Origin of the sequence: Embleya sp. NBC_00896 (assembly GCF_045207785.1) — a bacterium.
Classification (GTDB): Bacteria; Actinomycetota; Actinomycetes; order Streptomycetales; family Streptomycetaceae; genus Embleya.
This window is the reverse complement of sequence record NZ_CP108777.1, coordinates 2,225,832-2,248,201: the sequence shown is the minus strand read 5'-3', so window position 1 is coordinate 2,248,201 and position 22,370 is coordinate 2,225,832. Positions and strand designations below refer to the sequence as shown.

The 22,370-nt window shown below is 72.6% G+C and carries 7 protein-coding genes; 4 read left to right on the top strand and 3 right to left on the bottom strand.

Annotation, left to right across the window (positions count from 1 at the left end; genetic code table 11):
• Window positions 1–85 precede the first annotated feature (85 nt).
• From OG928_RS43365 to panD, 4 genes are read left to right on the top strand one after another with little or no spacing between them, the layout of a single operon-like run.
• The gene (locus OG928_RS43365) at window positions 86–1,477 is read left to right on the top strand and encodes a lysine N(6)-hydroxylase/L-ornithine N(5)-oxygenase family protein (protein WP_331767535.1); all 1,392 of its coding nucleotides are present in this window, start codon (window positions 86–88) and stop codon (window positions 1,475–1,477) included.
• A gap of 3 nt (window positions 1,478–1,480) precedes the next feature.
• The gene (gene entS, locus OG928_RS43360; protein ID WP_331767534.1) at window positions 1,481–2,920 is read left to right on the top strand and encodes an enterobactin transporter EntS; all 1,440 of its coding nucleotides are present in this window, start codon (window positions 1,481–1,483) and stop codon (window positions 2,918–2,920) included.
• A gap of 6 nt (window positions 2,921–2,926) precedes the next feature.
• Entirely contained in the window at window positions 2,927–3,136 is a 210-nt protein-coding gene (locus OG928_RS43355) for an MbtH family protein (RefSeq protein WP_331767533.1), read from the top strand.
• A 13-nt stretch (window positions 3,137–3,149) separates the two neighbouring features.
• Window positions 3,150–3,572 carry an aspartate 1-decarboxylase gene (gene panD / locus OG928_RS43350; protein WP_331767532.1) on the top strand — a complete coding sequence of 141 codons (423 nt, stop codon included), beginning with the start codon at window positions 3,150–3,152 and terminating at the stop codon, window positions 3,570–3,572.
• 97 nt (window positions 3,573–3,669) lie between these two features.
• Here panD and OG928_RS43345 read toward each other — a convergent pair whose 3' ends face one another.
• Genes OG928_RS43345 through OG928_RS43335 form a run of 3 tightly spaced genes read right to left on the bottom strand, consistent with a single transcriptional unit; the run spans window position 3,670 to window position 22,270 of the window.
• Complete coding sequence (locus tag OG928_RS43345) at window positions 3,670–4,770, bottom strand: ABC transporter substrate-binding protein (RefSeq protein WP_331767531.1); 1,101 nt, start codon at window positions 4,768–4,770, stop codon at window positions 3,670–3,672.
• 5 nt (window positions 4,771–4,775) lie between these two features.
• Window positions 4,776–14,492, bottom strand: a complete 9,717-nt coding sequence (locus OG928_RS43340; protein ID WP_331767530.1) for an amino acid adenylation domain-containing protein — start codon at window positions 14,490–14,492, stop codon at window positions 4,776–4,778.
• Window positions 14,489–22,270 (bottom strand): amino acid adenylation domain-containing protein, encoded by a 7,782-nt coding sequence (locus tag OG928_RS43335; protein ID WP_331767529.1) that lies wholly within the window; start codon window positions 22,268–22,270, stop codon window positions 14,489–14,491. The genes OG928_RS43340 and OG928_RS43335 overlap by 4 nt, the downstream gene beginning before the upstream one ends.
• Between the last annotated feature and the right edge of the window lie 100 nt (window positions 22,271–22,370).

Below are 22,370 nucleotides of genomic sequence, written 5' to 3'. Positions count from 1 at the left end.
ATCGAAGTTAGGTTAGCCTCCCCTACTGAAAGGCCATAGTGCTCAGTGTGCCCTTCGAGGCCACCAACCAGAAGGGACACGCGCGTTGACCTCCTCTCGGCACGACGGAATACCCATCCACGACCTCATCGGGGTCGGATTCGGGCCTTCGAACCTGGCGCTCGCCGTCGCGATCGAGGAACACAACGCGCTCGCCGGCTCGGACCGCCGGGTGGACGCCCTGTTCCTGGAGAAACAGCCGACGTTCGGCTGGCACCGGGGCATGCTCGTCGACGGCGCGACGATGCAGGTCTCGTTCCTCAAGGACCTGGCCACGATGCGCAATCCGACCAGCAGCTTCAGCTTCGTCGCCTATCTGCACTCGATCGGCCGGCTCGTCGATTTCGTGAACCACAAGGTGTTCTTCCCGCTCAGGGCGGAGTTCCACGGCTACCTCGAATGGGCCGCCGCGCGCGTCGCCGACCAGGTCCGCTACGGCGCCGAAGTCCTGGCGATCGAGCCTGTTCTCACGGACGGTCGGATCACCGCGTTCGACGTCGTCGTGGCGGGCGACCCCGTCGTACACCGCGCCCGCAACGTGGTGCTCGCCCCGGGCCTGACACCGCACCTGCCCGACGGAGTCGATCTCTCCGCCCGGGTATGGCACAACTCCCGACTCGTGCCCAACGTCGCCGGCACCGACCCGGCGAGCGTGCGCACCGCGGTGGTCGTCGGCGCCGGACAGAGCGCCGCCGAGACCGCCGACTACCTCTACCGACGCTTCCCCGACGCGGACGTGCACGCGGTCTTCGGCCGTTACGGCTATTCCCCCGCCGACGACAGTCCGTTCGCCAACCGGATCTTCGATCCCGAGGCCGTCGACCACTACTTCGAGGCGCCCGAGCACGTCAAGAGGCGACTGACGGAGTATCACCGCAACACGAACTACTCGGTCGTGGACGGCGATCTGATCGCGGAGCTGTACCGGCGCGTGTACGAGGAGCGGGTCCAGGGCCGACAGCGTCTGCATATTCGCCACGCGACCCGGGTCGTGGAACTGCGCGACGACCCCGAAGCAGCCCACGTGGACGTCGAGTTCCTGCCCACCGGCAAGATCGAGACCCTGCGCGCCGACGTCGTCGTATACGCGACGGGATACCGTCCCGGCGACGGCCTCGCGCTCTTCGGCGACACCGCCGACGCCTGCGCGCGCGACGAGTACGGACGCCCCCGCCTCGGCCGCGACTACCGCGTGCTCACCGAACCCCCGCTCAGCGCCGGGATCTACCTCCAGGGCGGCACCGAGCACACCCACGGCATCGGCTCCACGCTGCTGTCCAACATCGCGGTCCGCGCCGGCGAGATCCTCGCCTCGATCCAGGACCACTCGGGCACGGACCCCACCGCCGAGAGCGATCCCGGGACCGGGACGGTGGCGGCGGCGACGGCAACGGCAACGTCGGCACTCGGCCTGGTCCCCTCCTCCCGGCAGGGTTGATCGGTGCGCTTGGGGGACATCGCGGTAGACGTCACACCGCTGCGCGCGAGCCGCGAGTTCCGGCTGCTGTTCACCGCGACCGCGCTGTCCATGCTCGGGACCGCGTTGACCTCGGTCGCCGCGAGCATCCAGGTCTACGACCTGGGCGACTCCTCGCTGCACGTGGGGTTGGTCAACCTCGTGATCGGTGTCAGCCTGTGTGTGGGCCTGCTGGCCGGCGGCGTCCTGGCCGACCGCACCGACCGGCGCCGGCTGATCCTCTCCACCCGCGCCGGCTCCGCCGTCGTGGTGCTCGCCTTGGCCGGCAACGCGCTCGTGCCCGAGCCGCAACTGTGGTTCGTGTACCTCGCGGCCGTCGCGGCGGGCGTTGCCGGTGGCCTGGGCGCCCCCGCGCTGATGGCCGTGACGCCCGCTCTCGCCGGGCGCGAACACCTGGCCGCCGCCGGGGCGTTGCTCACCCTGACCACCCAGTTCGGCGCGATGGTGGGCCCCAGCCTGGCGGGCCTGATCGCCGCCGGTCCGGGAGTCGCGGTGTGCTACCTGGTCGACGCGGCCGGATTCGTGGTGGGCGCGGCCCTGCTGTGGCGGCTGCCGCCGCTGCGTGCCGCGCCCGACGAGGACGACGACGCCGATCACACGGCCGCGCAGCACCCGGTACGGGCCATCCTGGACGGCCTGCGGCACGTACGCGCGAACCGGGTCATCCGCGGGCTCATGCTCGTCGACCTGGCGGCCGTCGTGCTGGCGATGCCGTACGCGCTGTTCCCCGAGATGGGCCACGAGGTGTTCGACGGCGGTCCCACCGCGGTCGGCCTGCTCTACACCGCCCCCGCCGTGGGCGCCTTCCTGGGCGCGCTGGCGAGCGGCTGGATCGGGCGGGTGCGACGGCCCGGGGTGGCTCTGATCGTGGTGGCCGCCCTGTGGGGCGCGGCGATCGCCGCGTTCGGGCTGACCCGGCACCTGTGGCTCGGCCTGCTCGTCCTGGCCGTCGCGGGCGGCGCCGACACGATCTCCGAGATCCTGCGCCGCGCCCTCCTCCAGCAGTACACGCCCGACCGGCTCCAGGGCCGCGTGGGCAGCCTGTGGCTGGCCCAGGCCACCGCGGGCCCGGCCACCGGCAACGCGCTGTCCGGCGGCGTCGCACGCCTGATCGGTCCCGGCGCCACCCTCGTGGCGGGCGGCGTGGCGTGTGTCGCCGCGGTCATCGCGGTCGCCACAACGCTGCCCGCACTGCGCGCCGCCGGACCGACCTCGGAACCGACTGCGGAACCGACCGCGGAATCAACATCGGACCCGACCTCGAAACCGACCGCGGACCCGATCTCCCCACCGACCGCGGACGCGGCCCCGGTACCGGCCGCCCCGGCCCTCGCCGACCACGAACCCGCCGCCGGCTCCCCCGGCGGCACGCCGCCGACGAACACCACGACCGCGAAAGGCTGACCCGCCGTGACGAACCCGTTCGACGACGACTCCGGCACGTTCCTGGCCCTGCTCAACGACGAGGGCCAGTACTCGCTGTGGCCCGCGTTCCTGGACGTGCCCGCCGGTTGGCGCACCGAGCACGGGCCCGCCTCGCGGGCGCGGTGCCTGGAACACATCGAGACCCACTGGACCGACATGCGACCACGCTCCCTCGTGGCCGCCACCGAGAAGTGAGCGGAGAGCACCGGTGCTGCGCACGTTGCTGAGTGGCAAGATCCATCGGGCCCGGGTGACCCAGGCCGACCTGCACTACGTCGGATCGCTGACGGTCGACGAGGACCTGCTCGACGCGGCCGGCATCACCGAGGGCGAGGTGGTCCAGGTGGTCGACATCGACACCGGGGCGCGCCTGACCACGTACGCGATCCCCGGCCCTCGGGGCAGCGGGGTGATCGGCGCCAACGGGGCCGCCGCGCGGCTGATCCATCCGGGAGACCTGGTCATCGTGATGGCGTTCGCGCTCCTGAACGAGGCCGAACTGGCCGAGCACCGACCACGCGTGGTGCACGTCGACGCGGACAACCGGATCGTGGCGCTCGGCAGTGACCCGGCCGAGCCGGTCCCCGGCATGCCGGGGCAGATCGCCGGCACCACGGTCGCCGCACTCTGACGCCGGTCGAGCGGCCCGGGCCCGACGACGAGGCCCCCGACTCCCGCCGATCGGGCGGGAGTCGGGGGCCTTCAAGCGTTGCGGCGAGCGCCGGCGATCAGCCCTTCGCGGCCTTCGCGGCCACGTCGACGCGCGGCATGATCTTGTCGATCACGTACTCCACCGCCAGCGGGGTGGGCGCCCTCAGCGCCCAGAAGTCGTTGGAGTCCAGCGGGACATACGAACCACGCTTGACCACGTTCAGTTTCGCGAACTGCGGGTTGCCCTCGATCGCCTTCTTCAGCGCGTCGTCCCCGTTGTAGTTGCCGAGCAGCACACCCACTTCGAGCACGTCCAGCCGTTCCATGCTCAGTTCGGCCGCGAATCCGGCCCCGGGCAGGTTGGCGAGGGTGTCCGGGAAGGTCATCCCGAACCCGGCGAGCAGTTTCACCGAGGTGTCGGACCTGTCCTTGAGCACCGCGACCGTGCCCGCGTTCTGCGCGTTGGTGAGCGCGAAGGACTTGCCGGCGATCGCCGGATACTGCTTGGCGACGCCGCCGACCTTGGCCTCCAGGTCGGCCACCAGCTTCTCGGCCTCGGTGGACTTGCCCAGTGCCTTGCCGACCTGCCGGGTCACCTGCTGCCAGCTGTCCTGCGAGGGGCCGGTCTCGAACGCCGTGGTCGGCGCGATCTTGCTGAGCTTGTCGTACTCCTGCTCGACCCAGTAGTCGGTGTTCGCCAGGATCAGGTCGGGCTTGAGCGCGAGCACCTTCTCCAGCGGGGCGCCGTTCTCGCCCATCGTGATGATCTGCGGCTTGTCACCGCCCAACTTGGCCTTGGCCCACGGAGCCACCCCGTCCGGCGGGGTCGTCTCGACCATGCCGGCGAGCTTGGTCGCCAGCGCGAGCGCGGCGTCCTGATCGCCCTCGCCCAGCGCAACGATGCGCTTCGGCGCCTGCTTGATCGTGGTGGTGCCCAGCTTGTGCGTGATCGTGATCGGGTAGGTCGGCGCGGCTGCGCCGCCCGTCCCGGGGGAGCCCGCGACCGGAGCGCCCGGAACGGACGGGCCGGCGGACGAGTTCTTCTCGTCGTCATCGTCGCCGCAGGCCGCGAGACCGAACACGAGTGCCACCGCGATCCCGGTCGCGGCTATGCGACCGGGGCCGGTGTGACGGGCGGCGTTGCGGCGGACGAAGGCCGGCGCTGCGATTCTTCGCATGATGTTCAGTGCCTCTCTCGGTGTGTCGCGTCCGACCGTCGGCGTACGTGCGGGCCCCACTGGTCCACCGCGGCCGAGGTCAGCAGATCGTCGTGCGCGTGGTCGACGACGTACTCGTCGACCACGCCGAAAACATGGGCCGCCCAGGCTTCCCGGCCGGTCCGCCGGACGTTCTCGCGCGCCGCGACGCACAGCACGTCGCCGCGGAATGCCTCGTAGGTGTCGGCGGGCGAGAGGTGTTCGTGCGCGACCCGAGTCCTCAGCAGGGCCGCCACGACCTCCTCGCCCAGCGCGGTGGACAGGTCCACCTCGGCCGGGGTCGCCCGCGACAGATGCGCCCGCGCGGCCTCCTCGTCGAACCCGTCGCCAGGACCCGTTCCGTCGGCAGGCGTTCGGGGCACGGGCGGCTCGGCGTCGACGAGCACCAGCAGATCCACCCGGTCGCCCGCGCGTTGCAACTCGGTGGCCAGCGCGTAGGCGAGTTCGCCGCCGAAGGACCAGCCGAGGAGGTGGTACGGGCCCTGCGGTTGGAGCGTGCGAATGTTGCGCAGGTGCTCCGCGACCACGTCCTCGAAGCGGGTCGGCGCGGCGGCACCCGACAACATCGCGGCCTGGAGTCCGTATACCGGACGATCGGCCGCCACGTGCGAGAGCAGCGTCGTGTACGGCCAGGCGAACCCGAATCCCGCGTGCACACAGAACAGCGGCGGGAGTTCACCGTCGGAACGCAGCGCGAGCAGGGGTGCGGTCAGGTCGTCCGTGTCGGTGCTCCCGCGTAGCCGATCCGCCAGGTCGGCGACCGTCGGCGCGGTCAGCACCAGCGCCACGGTGACCGTGTCGGGGTCGGGCACGATGTCGGCGGCGCGGATCGCGCCGACAAGTCGAACGGCAAGCAGCGAATGCCCGCCGAGGGTGAAGAAGTTGTCGTCGATCCCCACCCGGGGAAGATCCAGGGTGTCGGCGAAGACCCGGCACAACACGGCCTCGACCGTGTCCCGAGGCCCTCGGGCGGTGACCGCGGCCGCGAAGTCCGGTTCGGGCAGGGCAGCCCGATCCAGTTTTCCGTTGACGGTCAGCGGCAGGACGTCCAGCGGCACGAACGCGCTCGGGACCATGTAGTCGGGCAGCCGCGAGGCCGACCACGTGCGCAGCGCGTGCGGATCGGCTCCGCCGACCACGTAGGCGGTCAACCGGGTCCCGTCCGCGCTCGGCACGACCGCGGACCGCAGCACGTCGGGATGCGCGTCCAACACGCTTTGGATCTCGGCGGGTTCGATCCGGTGGCCGCGGATCTTGATCTGGTCGTCGGTGCGGCCGAGGTAGTCGATGATGCCGTCGGGGCGGCGCCGGGCGAGGTCGCCGGTGCGGTAGAGCCGACTGCCGGGCGGCCCGAACGGGTTCGCCACGAACCGCGCGGCGGTGGGACCGGGGCTGTCCAGGTAGCCGCGGGCGAGGCCGATGCCCGTGACGTACAACTCGCCGGGTACGCCTACCGGTACCGGTTGCAGGTTGGCGTCGAGGATGTGCGTGGCGGTGTTGAGGATCGGCCACCCGATCGCCGGGGTCGCGCTGTCCTCGGTGCCGGCGCCGAGCGTGTTGATCGTGTACTCGGTCGGCCCGTACAGGTTGTAGCCCAGCACCGCGTCGGTGTCGCGCAACCGGTTCCACACCGCGTCCGACACCGCCTCGCCGCCGAGCAGCACCAGGCACGGTCGATGCCGGCCCCGCGCCGGGTCACCGTCGAGCAGGCCCAGATCGAGGAGGTGTTGGGCGTAGGTGGGGGTGACGTTGACGACGTCGATCCGGTGCCGGTCCACGTACCGCGTCAGCGCGTGCGCGTCACGCCGCAACTCCTCGTTGCACACGTGCACTTCGTGCCCCTCGACCAACCACAGAAGCTCCTCCCACGACATGTCGAACGCGAACGACACCGTATGCGCCACCCGCAACCGCCGACCCACCGCCGCCACCACCGGATCGAAGATCTCCCGACGATGATTGACCTGCATATTCGTCAAACCCCGATACGGAGTCACCACACCCTTGGGCCGCCCCGTCGAACCCGACGTATAGATCACATACGCCGGATGCTCCAACCGCGACCCGTCCCCACGCACGAAATCCGGACGCTCCACATCCGACAGATCCGCCCCCGACAACCCCGCCAACTCCGCGCGAACCAAGGGGTCATCGAGGTCGACGGTGTGCTCTCCCACGATGTCGCCGGCGGTCAGCACACATACCGGTCGGGCCTCGCCGACCATCCAGGCGATCCGCTCGCGCGGCAGATCGCGCTCCAGGGGCAGGTAGGCCGCGCCGGTCTTGAGCACCGCGAACAACGCCGCCACCATGTCGGCGGACCGCGGCAACGCCAGACCCACCACCCGCTCCGGACCCGCACCCCGCGCCCGCAACAACCGCGCGATCCGATTCGACCGCTCGTTCAACTCCCGATACGACCACACCAACGGCAACACACCATCCGGATCCTGCACCACCGCCACCACATCCGGAACCAGCCCCGCACGCTCCTCCAACAGGTCCGCCACCGTCAGTTCCGGAACCGAATGCGCGGTCGCGTTCCACTCGCCTACGATGCGCTCGCGCTCCGCCGCCGACAGCAGTTCGTAGTCGCCCACCCGGCGGTTCGGATCGTCCGTGATCGAGGCGAGCAACCGCAGCAGCCGCTCGGCGAAGTCCTCGACGGTGGTGTGGTCGAAGAGGTCCGCCGCGTATTCGATGCCCAGCTCGACCGCACCCTCGGGCACGGCGGCGAGGTCGGTCTCGCGGAAGACGAAGTCGAGGTCGAACTTGGCGGTCGGCGGGGTGAATCGCTCGCCGACCGGTTCGATATCGCCGAAGCGAACCTCGCCCACTCCCTGGTTCTGGTATCCGACCATCACCTGGAACAGCGGGTTGCGGCCGAGTGAGCGGGCCGGGTTGAGTTCCTCCACGAGTCGCTCGAACGGCAGGTCCTGGTGGGCGAACGCGTCCAGATCGGTATCGCGAACCCGCGCCAGCAGTTGTGCGAAGGTCGGGTTTCCCGTCACGTCCGCACGGATCACCACGGTGTTGACGAAGAATCCGATCAGGTCGCCCAGTGCCTCGTCGTCCCGCCCGGCCACCGGGCTGCCGAGGGGTATGTCCGTCCCCGCGCCGAGACGGTGCAGCAGGGTCGCCACCGCTGCCTGGTACAGCATGAACGCGCTGGCCCCGGCGGCCGATGCCACGGCGCGGACGCGCTCCGCGACTTCGGCGGGGATCAGTCGTTCGACGGTGCCGCCCCGGTAGCCGGCCACCGTGGGGCGCGGTCGGTCGGTGGGGAGCTCCAGCTCCTGCGGAAGTGCGGCCAGGGCCGTTCGCCAGTAGGCGAGTTGGCGGGCGTAGCGACCGGCGGGATCGGCCGGCTCGCCGAGCAGGTCGCGTTGCCAGAGTGTGTAGTCGGCGTACTGGAGCGGCAGCGGCTCCCATGCGGGCGCGTGCCCGGCGGAGCGTGCGGTGTAGGCCGCGGCGAGATCTTGCGCGAACGGCCGGATGGACCACTCGTCGATGGCGATGTGGTGGAACACCGCGAGCAACACGTGCTCGTCCGGGCGAATCCGGAACACCGTGGTCCGAAGCGGCAGTTCCGTGCCCAGATCGAAGGGACGGCGCGTGGCCTCGGCGACCAGCGCGACCAGCGCGGGTTCGGACGCGATGTCACCGAGGGTGTCCGTGTCGACGAACTCGACGTCGGCCCGCGCGTCTTCCGGGGCCAGGATGCGTTGGAACACCTCGGTGACGCCGCTTCCCGCGGTCTCCTCCTGCGCGACACACAACGTGCGCAACGTCTCGTGACGGTTCGTCACGTCCTGTACGGCCGCGCGCAGCGCCTGCCGGTCCAGGGTTCCGCGCAGCCGGACCGCGATCGGTTCGTGGTAGGCCGCGCTCGCCGTCTCGAACTGGCCGAGCAACCACAGCCGCCGCTGGGCGAACGACAGCGGCACCCGGTCGGGACGTTCCCGCCGCGTGACGGCGGGGCGCAGCGGCTCGGCCCCGGCCGCGTCCGACCCGGCGCGTTCCGCGAGCAGCGCCGCCAACGCGGCGGTGGTCGGGGCGGCGAAGACGTCCCGGATGGCGATCTCGACGCCGAGCGTGCCTCGGGCCTTGGCGGCCAGCCGGGCCGCGAGCAGCGAGTGGCCACCGAGGTCGAAGAAGTTGTCCTCGGCGCCGATGTCGGCGACCCCGAGCACCTCGGCGAACAGGGCGCACAGCGCGTGCTCGGCGGCGCCGGCGGGTGCCCGCGTGGGCGCGCGACCGGCGGTGGCGTCGGGGGCGGGCAGCGCGCGTCGGTCGAGCTTGCCGTTGACGGTGAGCGGGAGCCGGTCGAGCAGGACGATTCCGGCGGGCACCATGTACTCGGGCAGCCGCTCGCGCAGGTAGGTGCGCAGCCGGGGCACGAGGGTGCCCGCCTCGCGGCCGGCGGCCGGGTGGTTGGCGTAGCCGGACAGGTCGGGCCGGCCGGCACCGGTCGGCACGTACGTACCGAGCACACCGCCCCCGGCTTGTTCGCCGGCCACGAACACCGCGTCGAAGGCGCCGGGTCCGGCGCCCGACCAGGTCGCGACCACGGTGTAGCCGAGTTCCGCGCCCAGCGCGTACAGCGCCTCGGGCTCGACCGCCGCCTCGACGGCCTGCTCGGCCTCGGCCCGGGCGGTTCGCGCCTCGGCGCTCGTGCCGCCGTTCGCCAGTACGCGTTCCGCGGCGAGTTCGCCCGCGAGTCGGGCGTTGGGCACGGCCCGCAGGCGCAGCGCGTCCGGCCGGTCCGCCGTCAGCCGGCGCACGAGCCCGTCGGTGCCTTCGGACCCGGTCCACAGGAGGCTCGGCACGTCGGCGAGCGCCGCGTTCGGGCCGCCACCGGCCCGGCGCAGTACCGCGTCGTAGCGGTGTCGGGTCAGTTCGTTGTGCAGGTGTCCGCGTTTGAGCCGCACGTCGACCCCCGCGAGATCGGGCAGCAGATCGGGCAGGGCGGCGAAGTAGTCCGGGTCGACCAGCAGTTCCTTCTCCAGCAGCACGGCACGCTCGATCGCGGCGCGTACCGTCGCGTCGTCGGTGTCCGGTGTCGCCTGCCCGAGTCGGATCGCGCTGTGGAAGGTTCGGGCGAGCCGCAGGTTGCGCACGTCGCCGACGAATACCGCTCCCCCGGGCCGGACCAGGTCCAGTGCTCGGCGCAGCACGTCGGTGAGGTAGTCGACGCTCGGGAAGTACTGGACGACCGAGTTGATCACCACCGTGTCGAAGAACGCCTCGGGCAGCTCGTCGAGTTCGTGCGCCGGGGTCGTTCGCAGCTCGACCTTCGCGGCGAGTTCGGGGTCGCGGGCCAGGTCCGCGCGCAGCTTCTCGACAACCGGGTCGGCGAAGTCGGTGGCCCAGTAGCTCTCGCTCTGGGGCGCCAGTTCGCCCAGCAGCAACCCCGTGCCGACCCCGATCTCCAGGATCCGCGAAGGGTGCAGTTCGGTGATGCGTCGGATGGTCTCGGCGCGCCATTCGCGCATGTGCGCGAGCGGGATCGGCGCGCCGTCGTAGCTGCTGTCCCATCCGGCGAAGTCCTCGGTGAACACCGCCGTGTCGATGGCGGTGTACTCGTCGGCGTAGATCTGCCGCCATTGGGCGATGTGCTCGGCGTTGGCGCCGGTGCTGGTGTCGGCATCGGTCGAACCGGCTGTCTCGGGTACGACGTACGCGGTCAGCTGTACCGCGCCGTCCGGGCCGGTGGTGGGCACGATCGCCGTTCGGGCCACGTGCTGATGCGCGTCCAACACGCTCTGGATCTCGGCCGGTTCGATCCGGTGGCCGCGGATCTTGATCTGGTCGTCGGTGCGGCCGAGGTAGTCGATGATGCCGTCGGGGCGGCGCCGGGCGAGGTCGCCGGTGCGGTAGAGCCGGCTCCCGGGCGGCCCGAACGGGTTCGCCACGAACCGCGCGGCCGTCTGCCCCGGGCCGTTGAGGTAGCCGCGGGCGAGGCCGATCCCCGTGACGTACAACTCGCCGGGTACGCCTACCGGTACCGGTTGCAGGTTGGCGTCGAGGATGTGCGTGGCGGTGTTGAGGATCGGCCGCCCGATCGCCGGGGTCGCGCTGTCCTCGGTGCCGGCGCCGAGCGTGTTGATCGTGTACTCGGTCGGCCCGTACAGGTTGTAGCCGAGGACGCCCTCGGTGTCCCGCAGCGCTGCCCAGACTCCGTCGGAGACGGCCTCGCCGCCGAGCAGCACGAGGGCGGGTCGGTGCCGTCCGCCGCTCGGGTCGGACTCCAGGAGTCCTTCCTCCAGGAGGTGTTGGGCGTAGGTGGGGGTGACGTTGACGACGTCGATCCGATGCCGGTCCACATACCGCGTCAGCGCGTGCGCGTCACGCCGCAACTCCTCGTCGCACACGTGCACTTCGTGCCCCTCGACCAACCACAGAAGCTCCTCCCACGACATGTCGAACGCGAACGACACCGTATGCGCCACCCGCAACCGCCGACCCACCGCCGCCACCACCGGATCGAAGATCTCCCGACGATGATTGACCTGCATATTCGTCAAACCCCGATACGGAGTCACCACACCCTTGGGCCGCCCCGTCGAACCCGACGTATAGATCACATACGCCGGATGCTCCAACCGCGACCCGTCCCCACGCACGAAATCCGGACGCTCCACATCCGACAGATCCGCCCCCGACAACCCCGCCAACTCCGCGACAACCAAGGGGTCATCGAGGTCGACGGCGGCGGGAGTGTCCGGGCCGGGTCCGGCGGTGAGGACGCAGACGGGTGCGGTGTCAGCGAGCATCCACGCGGTACGCTCGGCGGGCACGTCGCGTTCGATGGGCAGGTAGGCCGCGCCGGTCTTGAGCACCGCGAACAACGCCGCGACCATGTCGGCGGTCCGCGGCAACGCCAGACCCACCACCCGCTCCGGACCCGCACCCCGCGCCCGCAACAACCGCGCGATCCGATTCGACCGCTCGTTCAACTCCCGATATGACCACACCAACGGCAACACACCATCCGGATCCTGCACCACCGCCACCACATCCGGAACCAGCCCCGCACGCTCCTCCAACAGGTCCGCCACCGTCAGTTCCGGTACGGGGTGCGCGGTCGCGTTCCAGGTGTCGACCACGCGGCGGCGTTCGGCCTGTCCGAGTACGTCGATCCGGGCGCACGCGCGGGTGGGGTCGCTCGCGAAGGCTTCGAGGACTCGCAGATAGCGTTCCGTCAGCACCTCGACCTCGGCGCGGTCGAAGGCGTCGTCGTGGTACATCGCCCGCAGTCGGGTCACCTCGCCGGGGGTGATCACCACGGACACCGGGTAGTGCGTGGCGTCGCGTACCGCGTGGCCCAGGACGCGCAGTCCTCCCTCGGGGCCGAACTCGCGGCTCTTGTCCGGCAGCGGGAGGTTCTGGAACACGAAGAACGTGTCGAAGAGCGGGCCCGCCCCCACCATCGCCTGGAGTTCGCTCAGGCCCAGGTACGGATGGTCGTGCAGATCCGTCTTGTCGTCCTGCGTGCGCCGCCACAGGTCCGCGATCGGCTCGTGCGGCGCGACGCGCACGCGCACCGGGACGGTGTTGAACAGCACCCCGACGGTCGTGTCGATGCCCTCGACGTCCGGGTGCCGCCCCGACACGAGCGCACCGAACACGGTGTCGTCGCGTCCGGTGAGCCGGCCCAGGAGCAGCCCCCAGGCGCTTTCGTAGAGCGTGCCGACGGTGACCCCGGCCTCGCGGGCGCGGGCCGCGAGGCGGGCGGCGAGTCGGGCGGGCACCTCGCGGTGGATCTCCCCGGCCGAGGCCGGGGTGGCGTCCTCGCCCGGCGGGCGCGGACCGGCCAGGAGCGTGGGTTCGGCGACGTCGCCCAGGTAGGCGTACCAGGCGTCGCGGGCGGCGTCGTGATCGCGGGTGTCCAACCAGCGCAGGAAGGCCCGGAAGGGTGTGATGGTCCGGGAGCTCTCGGCCTCGGCGTCGGTGTAGAACTCCAGGAGCGAGGTCAGCGCGAGGCCGCCGGACCAGCCGTCCAACAGGGCCACCTGTGACGTGAGCACGAGTCGGTGACCGGTGTCGGAGGTGCGGGCCAGCGCGAAGCGGATCAGCGGGGGGCGGGCCGGGTCGAACGGGATCTCGCGCTGGCGGTCGGCGAACGCCTCGAAGGCGGCGTCGACGTCGGCACCCGGGTCGGTGAGATCGGCGTAGGCGAACGGCACGGTGAACCGCTCGGGCACCACCTGGACCGGTCCGTCCTGGGTGCTCACGAAGCCCGCGCGCAAATTCGAATACTTCTCCAGAACCCGGCGGGCCGCGACCGCGAGGCGATCGGTGTCCACCGGGCCGTCCAGGAACAGGACGGCCTGCTGTACGTAGATGTCGCCGGCCACGCCGCCGAGCATGAGGTGGAAGAGCAGGCCCTCCTGCAACGGCGACAGCGGCAGCACCTCGGCCACTCCCAGGCCCCCGATCGCGGCGTCGAGTGCGGCGTCACGGGCAGCCTCATCGGCGGACGCGCCGTCCTCGCGCCCGGCCGGGGCCGCGTCGAGCAGGGCGGGTTCCAGTGCCGCCCGCCACGCCTGGACCAACGCCGCGACGTCGAGTTCGGGCAGCGCCTTCGGGTCGGCGACGACCCGCAGCGCGACGCGTCGCCCGGCCCCGGCGGGCGAGTGGTCCACCCACAGGTCCAAGCGCAGCGGATAGCGCGAGGCAGCGTGCCTGTCGCTGTCGCGGTCGTGGGCGAGCAGCGGTTCGTCGCCGAGGTCGGTGTGGCCGTAGGCGAGGAGCACGCCCGGCTCGGGCGCGTCCGCGAGGGCGCCCGCGGTCTGCTCGGCGAGGTAGAGCGCCATGCCGAAGTCCGCTGCGACACGCGGCTCTTCGGGCAGCGCGTCGGTGATCGGCGGGCCGGGTTCCAGCAGGGCGGGGAAGACCCGCCGCAGGTCGCCGACGGTGTGCGCGAAGCGATCGCCGTGCCGGTCGCGGTCGTCCTCGGCGACGTCCACGAACAGCGGCCCGGGCGCCAAGGGGCCCAGTACCTTCGCCGCCGTCGAAACGACGATCTCGCGCAGCGGCGTCCGCAAGGTCAACGGGCCCGCTTCGAGCGGCAGTTCGAGCGTGGCCGCCACGCTGGTGGGGGGCGTGTCCGCGACCCCGGGTTCGCTCCCGATCCACGGCAGGGGCGATTCCAGTTCGTCCACCCGGTCCATCAGGGTGAACCATCGGGTCGCGCGGTCGAGCAGTTCCGGGTCGGTGGCGTCGAGGGCGACGGCGGCGGCGTACTCCGCGGTCGCCGCGGGCTCGGGTCCCACGGGTGCGCCGCGCAGGCCCGAGCGCAGTTCGTCGGCGAGGATCCGCCACGACGTCCCGTCGACGAAGGCTCCGGGCAGTGCGACGACCAGCAGCCCCGGCAGGGCCGGGCCCCGATCCACCCACGCGGTCGCGGGTGTCCCGTCCACGCGCGCCACCCGGGCGGTCGAGCGCCTGGCGTCCGTGCCGATCGTGAAGGTGCCGCACCACGCCGTGCGGCCGTCGGCGCGCAAGCCTTGATGGCGGGCGAGGACCGCCATCGCGCGGACGTGCGCGGCGTCGGGCGCGAGTTCGCGCGGGGCGACCATCGCGCGCACCGTCGGCGGCGCGCTCTCGAACGCCTCGCGACGCCACAGCACCGCCGGGGTGTGGGCCGGCCGGTCGTTCGAAGGGTTGAGGTCGCTCACGTCTTCCGCCCCGTGTCCGTGTTCGGTGTGGTCGTCTCGGTGCTGGTGGTCGTCGAAGTGCCCGGGATGCGCGCGGCCGTCTCCGCGGCCCAGAGCGCGAGCAGTCGGCGGGCGTCGTCCGCGTCGACGGTCGGCCCGGCGTGCAGGGTGAGCCGGCACCGCGTGCCGTCGTCGCCCACCGCCACGGCGACCGCCGCGTCCAGGGGCCAGCGCGCGCTGACCGCGGAGGGCACGTCGTCGGCCCAGCCGTGGGCCGGCGCGTCGCGCAGGACGATCTCCGCGCGGGCGACCCGGCCCAGGACCCGGGCACCGGTTCGGCTCGCGTAGCGCACCCGGACGTAGCCGGCACCCCGAATGTCGGCGGCGGGCACGTCCCGCACCGGCCCCCCTCGAGCGAAGGCGAGCGGGTAGGCGAAGGCGAACGAGCCGACCGGGGCCGCCGATTGGGGCGATCCGTGCCGGTGCGGGTCCACGACCCGGTCGATCAACAGGGTTTCGAGGTCGGGGGTGCGCGCGCGCAGGGCGATCAGGAACGCCTCGCACGCGGCGGCCCGAGCGACCTCGACCGAGCCGGGGCCGGAGCCGGTACCGAAACCGGGGCCGGGGTCGGGGCCGGGGTCGGAACCGGGAGCGGGACCGGAGCCGGAGCCAGAACCCGTCAGGACGGTCGACAGGAACAGTGACCGGCCCGAACCCGTGCCCCGTACGGCCGGCGCCGGCAATGCGTCGCGCAATTCCTCCGCCCAGGTCGCCACGTCCGCATCGACCCGCTCGGCGTCGGGCGGCGCGGCGTCGGGCGGCGCGGCGTCGACCGGGGCCGCGACCGAGGCCGCGACCGGCACCGGAGCCGGTGCCCCCGGCCGACCGTCGGCCAGGGCGACGGTCAGTTCGTCCGCGACCCGTTCGACCGCCGCCGCGTCCAGAACGAGCGCGTGCGCGACCACGAACAGGCGCCCCGGCGTCAGGGTCACCGACAGCGTCGGTCCCCCGATTACGTCCAAGGTCACGTCCGACGCGGCGAGGGCTCGACCGAGTCCCTCGGCCGCGCCGTCCGGCTCGCCCTCGACGACGGTCACCCTCGGGTTCGCGTCGGCGGTCGACGTGGTGCGCCACAGCCGCTTGCCGACCGTCTCGATCCGCAACCGCAATCCGGGGTGTCGACGGGTGAGTTCGGCGACGGCCGGCGCCAAGAGATGCGACCGCCCGGCCCCGACCGGACGCACGGCGCAGACGTGATGGCCGTTCGGCCCCGTCCCGCCGTCCCGGAACACGTGCGACAGCGGCGGATCGGCGAACACGACCGGTGCGGGGGCCGCCGGCCGCGCGTCGTCCCGCCAGGCGACTCGGGCGAGCGCGCTCACGGTCTGATGCCGGAAGACGTCCTTGACGGTGAACCTCAGCCCGGCGGACCGGGCCTTGGTCGCCACGAGCGTGGCCCCGATGCTGTCCCCGCCCAGCGCGAAGAAGCCGTCCCGCACGCCGACTCGGTCCACCCGCAGCACCTCGGCGAAGATCCGGGCGAGTTCGGCGTGCACGGGATCGCTCGGCGCGGTGTCCGGGGTCGACTCCGCGACGGCCGGATCGGGCAGCGCCGCCCGGTCGAGTTTGCCGTTGGGCATCAGCGGCAGCGCGGGCAGGACCACGATCGCGGCCGGCACCAGGTGTTCGGGCAGGCAATCGGCCAACTCGCCGCGCAACACCTGCGGGTCCACGGCGGCCGAGGCCGCGGCCACCACGTGGGCGACCAGCAGCGGCGCGCCGGTCGGCCCGGGTCGGGCGCTGACCACGGCCGCCGTCAGGTCCGTCCGACGGGTCAAGTGCGCCTCGATCTCGCCGAGTTCAACCCGCACGCCGCGCAGTTTGACCTGATGGTCGGTCCGGCCGAGATAGACCAGTGCGCCGTCGGCACGCCGGCGTACCAGGTCTCCGGTGCGATACATCCGGGCGCCGGGCGGGCCGTACGGGTTCGCCAGGAAACGTTCGGCGGTCTGTCCGGGGCGGTGCAGGTATCCGTCGGCGAGTTGGGCACCGGTCAGGTACAGCTCGCCCGGCAGTCCGATCGGGGTGGGCCGCAGCCGGGCGTCGAGCACGAAGGCGCCGGTGTTCCACACGGGTCGTCCGATCGGCACGACGTCCCCGACGATGTCGCCTGCGGGGTTCCACGCGGTCGCGGTGATGGTGGCCTCGGTGGGGCCGTACGTGTTGTGCGGCATCAGCCCGAGCACCCGGGCGCTGCGGCCGGCGGTGGCCGGCGACAGCGCCTCGCCGCCGCACAGGAGAAGGCGCAACGGCCGCTCCCCCAACGGCGTTGCCCGCGCGTCGCGTGCGCCGTCGGCCGCCGCTTCGACGACGTCGAGTACCGCGTCCAGTACCGGCGGGACGAAGTGCGCCACGGTGACCGCACGGGTGTCGATCAGTTCGGCGAGGTGGGCGGGATCGCGGTGTCCGTCGGGGTCGGCCAGCACGACGGCGGCGCCGTGGCACAGCGGCCAGAACAGCTCCCACAGCGACACGTCGAACCCGATCGGCGCCTTGTGCAGGACGCGGTCGGCCGGGGTGAGCACGTACTCGCCCTGGACCCAGGCGAGTTGGTGGGCCAACGCGCCGTGCGAGACGAGCACGCCCTTGGGTCGGCCGGTCGAGCCGGAGGTGTAGAGCGCGTACGCGGGGTGCGCGGCCTGCGGCGGTGCCGGGCGGTCGCCCGTGCCGGCGGCTTCGGTCGAATCGGCGATCACGCTGACCCGCCGGCCCCAGGGCCGGTCCGCGCGCGCGGCGTCGGTGAGCACGAGCGTGGGCCGTGCGTCGGCGATCGTCTCCGCAAGGCGCGCGGGCGGGTCTTCGGGGTCGAGGGGTACGTAGGCCGCGCCGCTCGCGAGTACCGCGAGGAGTGCGACCACCAGGTCGACCGAACGCGGCAGCGCGACGGCCACCAGGGCACCGGGCTCGGCACCCTCGCCGATCAGCCGTCGGGCCGTCGCCTCGACGCGGGCGGCCAACTGCGCGTACGTGGTGACCGTGCCGCCGGCGTCGATCAGGGCGGGCGCGTCCGGGGTGCGCCGGGCTTGCGTGGTGAAGCGTTCCACCACGGTCGTGGTGGGCACCTCGTGCGCGGTCGCGTTGACCTCGTGCACCAGCAGGTGGTGTTCGGCGTCGGTGAGCAGGTCCAGGCTGCCCAGGCGCGCGTGCGGGTCGGCGAGCACACGTTGGAGCAATCGGTGCAGTCGGTCCAGGAGCGCGACGACGGTGGCGTGCTCGAACAGGTCGCACGCGTAGCCCGCTTGGACCCGGATGCCGTCGGTCGCGGATTCCACGAACCGCAGGTCGAGGTCGAACATCGCCGCGCCCGTGCTCGGCGCGAAGGGTTCGGCGCGCAGCCCGGGAAGCGCGACCTCGACCTCCTCGGCGCGGTGATGGGTGACGGTGGCCTGGATCAGCGGGTGCCGCGAGAGCGTGCGGGTGGGCCGCAGCCGGTCCACCACCCAGTCGAAGGGCACGTCGGCGTGCGCGAAGGCGGCCAGGTCGCCGCTCCTGGTGCGCTCGAGAAGCTCGATGAAGGTCGGGTCGCCGCCGACGTGGGTGCGCAGCACGACGGTGTTGACGAAGAAGCCCACCACGCCGTCGAGATCCTCGTCGGTGCGGCCCGCGACGGGCGCGCCCAGGAGCACGTCCTCGCCCGCGCCGAGGTGGTGCAGCACGGCGACGACGGCCGCGTGCAACGTGGTGAACACACTTGCCCCGGCCGCCCGCGCGACATCGCGCAGGGCATCGGTGAGGTCGGCCGGCAAGGTGTGTTCGACGGTCGCGCCGCGATGGGTGCGCTCCGCGGGACGGGAGCGGTCGGCGGGAAGCGCCAGTTCGTCCGGCGCGTCGCGCAAGGCGTTTTCCCAGTAGTCGAGTTGACGTGTCGTCAGGTCGGTGGGCGCTTCCCGCTCACCCAGGATCGCGCGCTGCCAGGCCGCGTACGCGCCGTGGCCGGTGACCGGCTCGGGACGCGGTGGCGGGTTCGGCCCGGCCGTGCGCGCGGCGTAGGCGAGGGACAGGTCGGCCAGCAGCGGCCCGAACGACCAGCGGTCGGCCGCGCTGTGGTGCAGCACCAGCACCAGGACGCTCGCGTCGTCGGGGGAGCCGACGAACAGCGCGGCCCGGAAGGGCAGATCGGCGTCTATGTCGAAGGGCCGCGCCACCAGGGCGGCAACTTCGGCGGCGACCCGCTCGGCCGACCAGGTGTGGGCCGCCACGACGGCGCAGTCCAGCCGGGAGCGCGCGGCGGCGGGGGTGAGCACGTCGCGCACGGGTGTGCCGTCGGCGCCGGGCGACAAGAGGGTGCGCAGGCTCTCGTGCCGCCCGACCACGTCGCGCAGCGCCGCCCGGAGCGCCTCCGGATCGAGCCGGCCGCGCAGTCGCACCCCCAGCGGCAGGTTGTAGGCCGCGGACGGCCCGCGCACCTGTTCCTCGAACCACAGACCGACCTGCGCGAACGACGCGGGTGCCGGCCGTGGTACGGCGATCTCGCGCACGCGCGGCCGCACCGGCTCGGCCGTGTCCAGGATCCGGGCCAGCGCGGCGGGTGTGGGCGCCTGGAAGACGTCGGGCACGGCCAGTTCGACCGCGAAGGCACTGCGGAGCCGGTTCGCGAGGCGCGCCGCGAGCAGCGAGTGCCCGCCGAGCGCGAAGAAGTCGTCGTCCGGGCCGACCTCGCCCGGCGCCCGGTCGAGGAACTCGGCGAAGATCGCGCACAGGGCGCGCTCGCGCTCGTCGGCCGGCGGTCGCGCCGGCGCGGTCCTCCCCTGCGGGGCGGGCAGCGCGGCCCGGTCGAGCTTGCCGTTGGGGTTGAGCGGGAACGCGTCCAGGACGACATAGGCGTCGGGCACGAACGGTCCGGGCAGCGTGCGCGCGAGATCGGCCCGCACCGCGTCGACGTCGATCGAAGTGCCCTTGGTGGGCACGAGGTAGGCGCACAGGGCCGCACCGGACCGGATCGGCACCACGAGGGCGCGGGCGATGCCGTCGTGTCGCAGGAGTCGGCTCTCGATCTCGCCGGGTTCGATCCGCACGCCGCGGATCTTGATCTGGTGGTCCGCGCGGCCCAGGAACTCCAGTCGGCCGTCGGATCGCCGACGGACCAGGTCGCCGGTGCGGTACAGCCGGCCGCCGGGCGGCCCGTAGGGGTCGGCCGTGAATCGCTCGGCCGTCGCGGCGGGGCGGCCGAGGTAACCGCGGGCGAGGCCGTCACCGGCCAGGTAGAGCTCGCCCGGCACCCCGAGGGGCACCGGACGCAGCGCCGCGTCCAGCACGTGGGCCCGGGTGCGTGCGATCGGCCGGCCGATCGGCACCGTCGGGGACGCCGCGGCGGCGGGCGGCCGGTGGAAGTGCGCGAGGCTGTCGCCGGCGGCCTCGGAACAGCCGTACAGGTTGACCACGCCGGCGTTGGGCCAGCGGGCGGTGACGGCGTCGGCCAGGGCGGTCGGCAGCGCCTCGCCGGAGCAGATCCAGGTGTGCACGCTGTCGAGGGCACCGGGCGGCGCGGTGTCGAGGAGGGTCTCCAGCAGGCTGGGCACGACGGTGAGCACGCCGGCGCCGTGCCGGTCCGCGAGCTCGGTCAGGCGCAACACGTCGCGGGCGGTGGCGTCGTCGGCCAGCACGACGGTGTCGCCGGCGACGAGGGCGCCCAGGAGTTCGGTGCTGCCGTCGATGAAGGCGAGCGCGCTCTTGGCCACCCGGACGGTCGGGCCCGGCGCGGACGACAGGGCGCCCCGGCCCCAGCGCAGCCGGTTGGTCAGGGCGCGTTGGGTGCCGACGACGGCCTTGGGGCGGCCGGTGGAGCCCGAGGTGAAGACGACGTAGGCGGGCGTCTGCGGGTGGATCGGCGGGTGGTCCCGGCCGGGCGTCGGGACGTCGGCGGGCAGGGCGAGGAGGTCGTCGATCCGGAGCACGCGCGCGGTGTCGGTGGGTGGGGTGTAGGAGGCGTCGCACACGACCAGGTCGGGTGCCGCGTCGGCGAGCATCGCGGCGACCCGCTCGTGCGGGTGGGTGCGGTCCAGCGGCAGGTAGGCGGCGCCCACGCGCAGGGTGGCGAGCAGGGTCGCGATCAGGTCGGCCGTGCGCGGCAGGGCCAGGGCGACGACCGGTTCGGTGCCGGTGTGGCGCAGGGCATCGGTGATGCCGGCGGCGATCCGGTCCGCGCGCGCGTCCAGGTCGGCGTAGGTCCAGGTGGTGTCGCCGGCGCGCACGGCGACGGCCTGCGGTCGCGCCCGGATCGTCGCGTCCACCAGCGCGGCGACGCCGCCCTCGGGGAAGTCCTCGGCGTCGTCGTCGGGTGGCTCGGGTGTTTCCGCGGTCGCGGTCAGGTCGAGCAGCGCCAGTGGCGCGTCGGGTTCGGACAGCGCGGCGGTCAGCAGCGTTTCGAGGTGGGCGAGTATTCGCTCGACGGTGTCGGGCGCGAACAGCGGCGCGCGGTACGTCGCCTCCACGAGCAGGTCCTCGTCCCGGAGGAAGCCCTCCAGGGCGAGGTCGAACTGGGTGGTGCCGTTGTGTACGTGGCGCCACGAGGTCTCCAGGCCGGGCAGGTCGAGTTCGCCGAGCTCCCGGGTGAGCAGTCCGAACATCACGTCGAACAGCGGTGGTCGACCGGGGCGACGCGCCGGGCGGACCTCGTCCAGAACCCGGTCGAAGGGGATGTCCTGGTGCTCGAAGGCGTCGGCGCACATGGCGCCCAGTCGCGCACTGGCCTGGCGGAACGTCAACTGCCGTGCCTCGTCCGCGAGGTCGGCCCGCAACACGACGGTGTTGCCGAAGTTGCCGACCAGTTCGGCGGTCTGCGGGTCGGCCCGGTCCATCACGAGCGTGCCGATCGGCAGGTCGCCGGCCCCGGTGTAGCGCTGGAGTACGGCCGCGAACGCGGTGAGCACGAGGGTGAACGCCGTGCTCCCGGATTCCGCGGCGAACGCCCGGATCCGGACCGGAAGTTCCGGGGCGAATCGGCGCACGACGCGGCCGCCGCGTTCGTCGGGAGCCGGGCTCCTGGGGCCGTCGGCCGGCAGTTCGGGTGGTATCGGGGGCGGGGTCAGTCGTTCGCGCCAGTACTTCGTGCCGGCCTCGTCGAGGGGCCGCGCCTGCGCCCAGGCGGCGATGTCGGCGTACTGCACGCGGGGCGCGGTCGCGGTGAACGCGCCGTCCGGCCCGCTCGCGCGCCGGTAGAACGCCGCGAGGTCGCGCGAGAGCACGCCCCACGTACCGCCGTCCCACGCGATGTGGTGCACGACCTGGACGAGTGCGTGGTCCGCGGGCCCGAGGACGAGGAGTTCGTACCGCACGGATCGCTCGCGCGCGAGGTCGAAGGGGCGCGACGCGAGACGCAGCGCGACGCGGTCGGCCTCGACATCCCGGGACTCCACGGGAATGTGCGTGAAGTCCCGTACCGGAAGCAGGTCTTCGGGTGCCTCGGCGATCACCTGATACGGAACGCCGGCCGGGTCGGCGTGGTAGGTGGTGCGCAGGACTTCGTGTGCGCGCACGAGTTCGCGCGTGGCCACGCGCAGCGCGCCGACGTCGAGGGGACCGCGGATCCGGATGAGCAGACAGCCGTTGTACGACGTGCTCTCGGGGTAAGCCTGCTGGTGCAGCCAGAGGCTGTGCTGCACCGCGGAGAGCGGCGCGGGCCCGGTCCGGTCGCGTGGCCGGATGCCGTCGGCGGGGGTGTCCGGTTGCATGCCCGCTTCGGCCATCAGCCGCCGGATCAGTTCTTGGCGGCGTTCGGCGGCCGGGTTCGCACTCGTCAAGGCGTGGCCCCTTCGGCGCCGGCTCCGGAGAGCGGCGAACGGTCTCGATCAATCGAAAAGCCTTGCCTGACTTAGGTTTGCCTACCCTATATTTGTGACG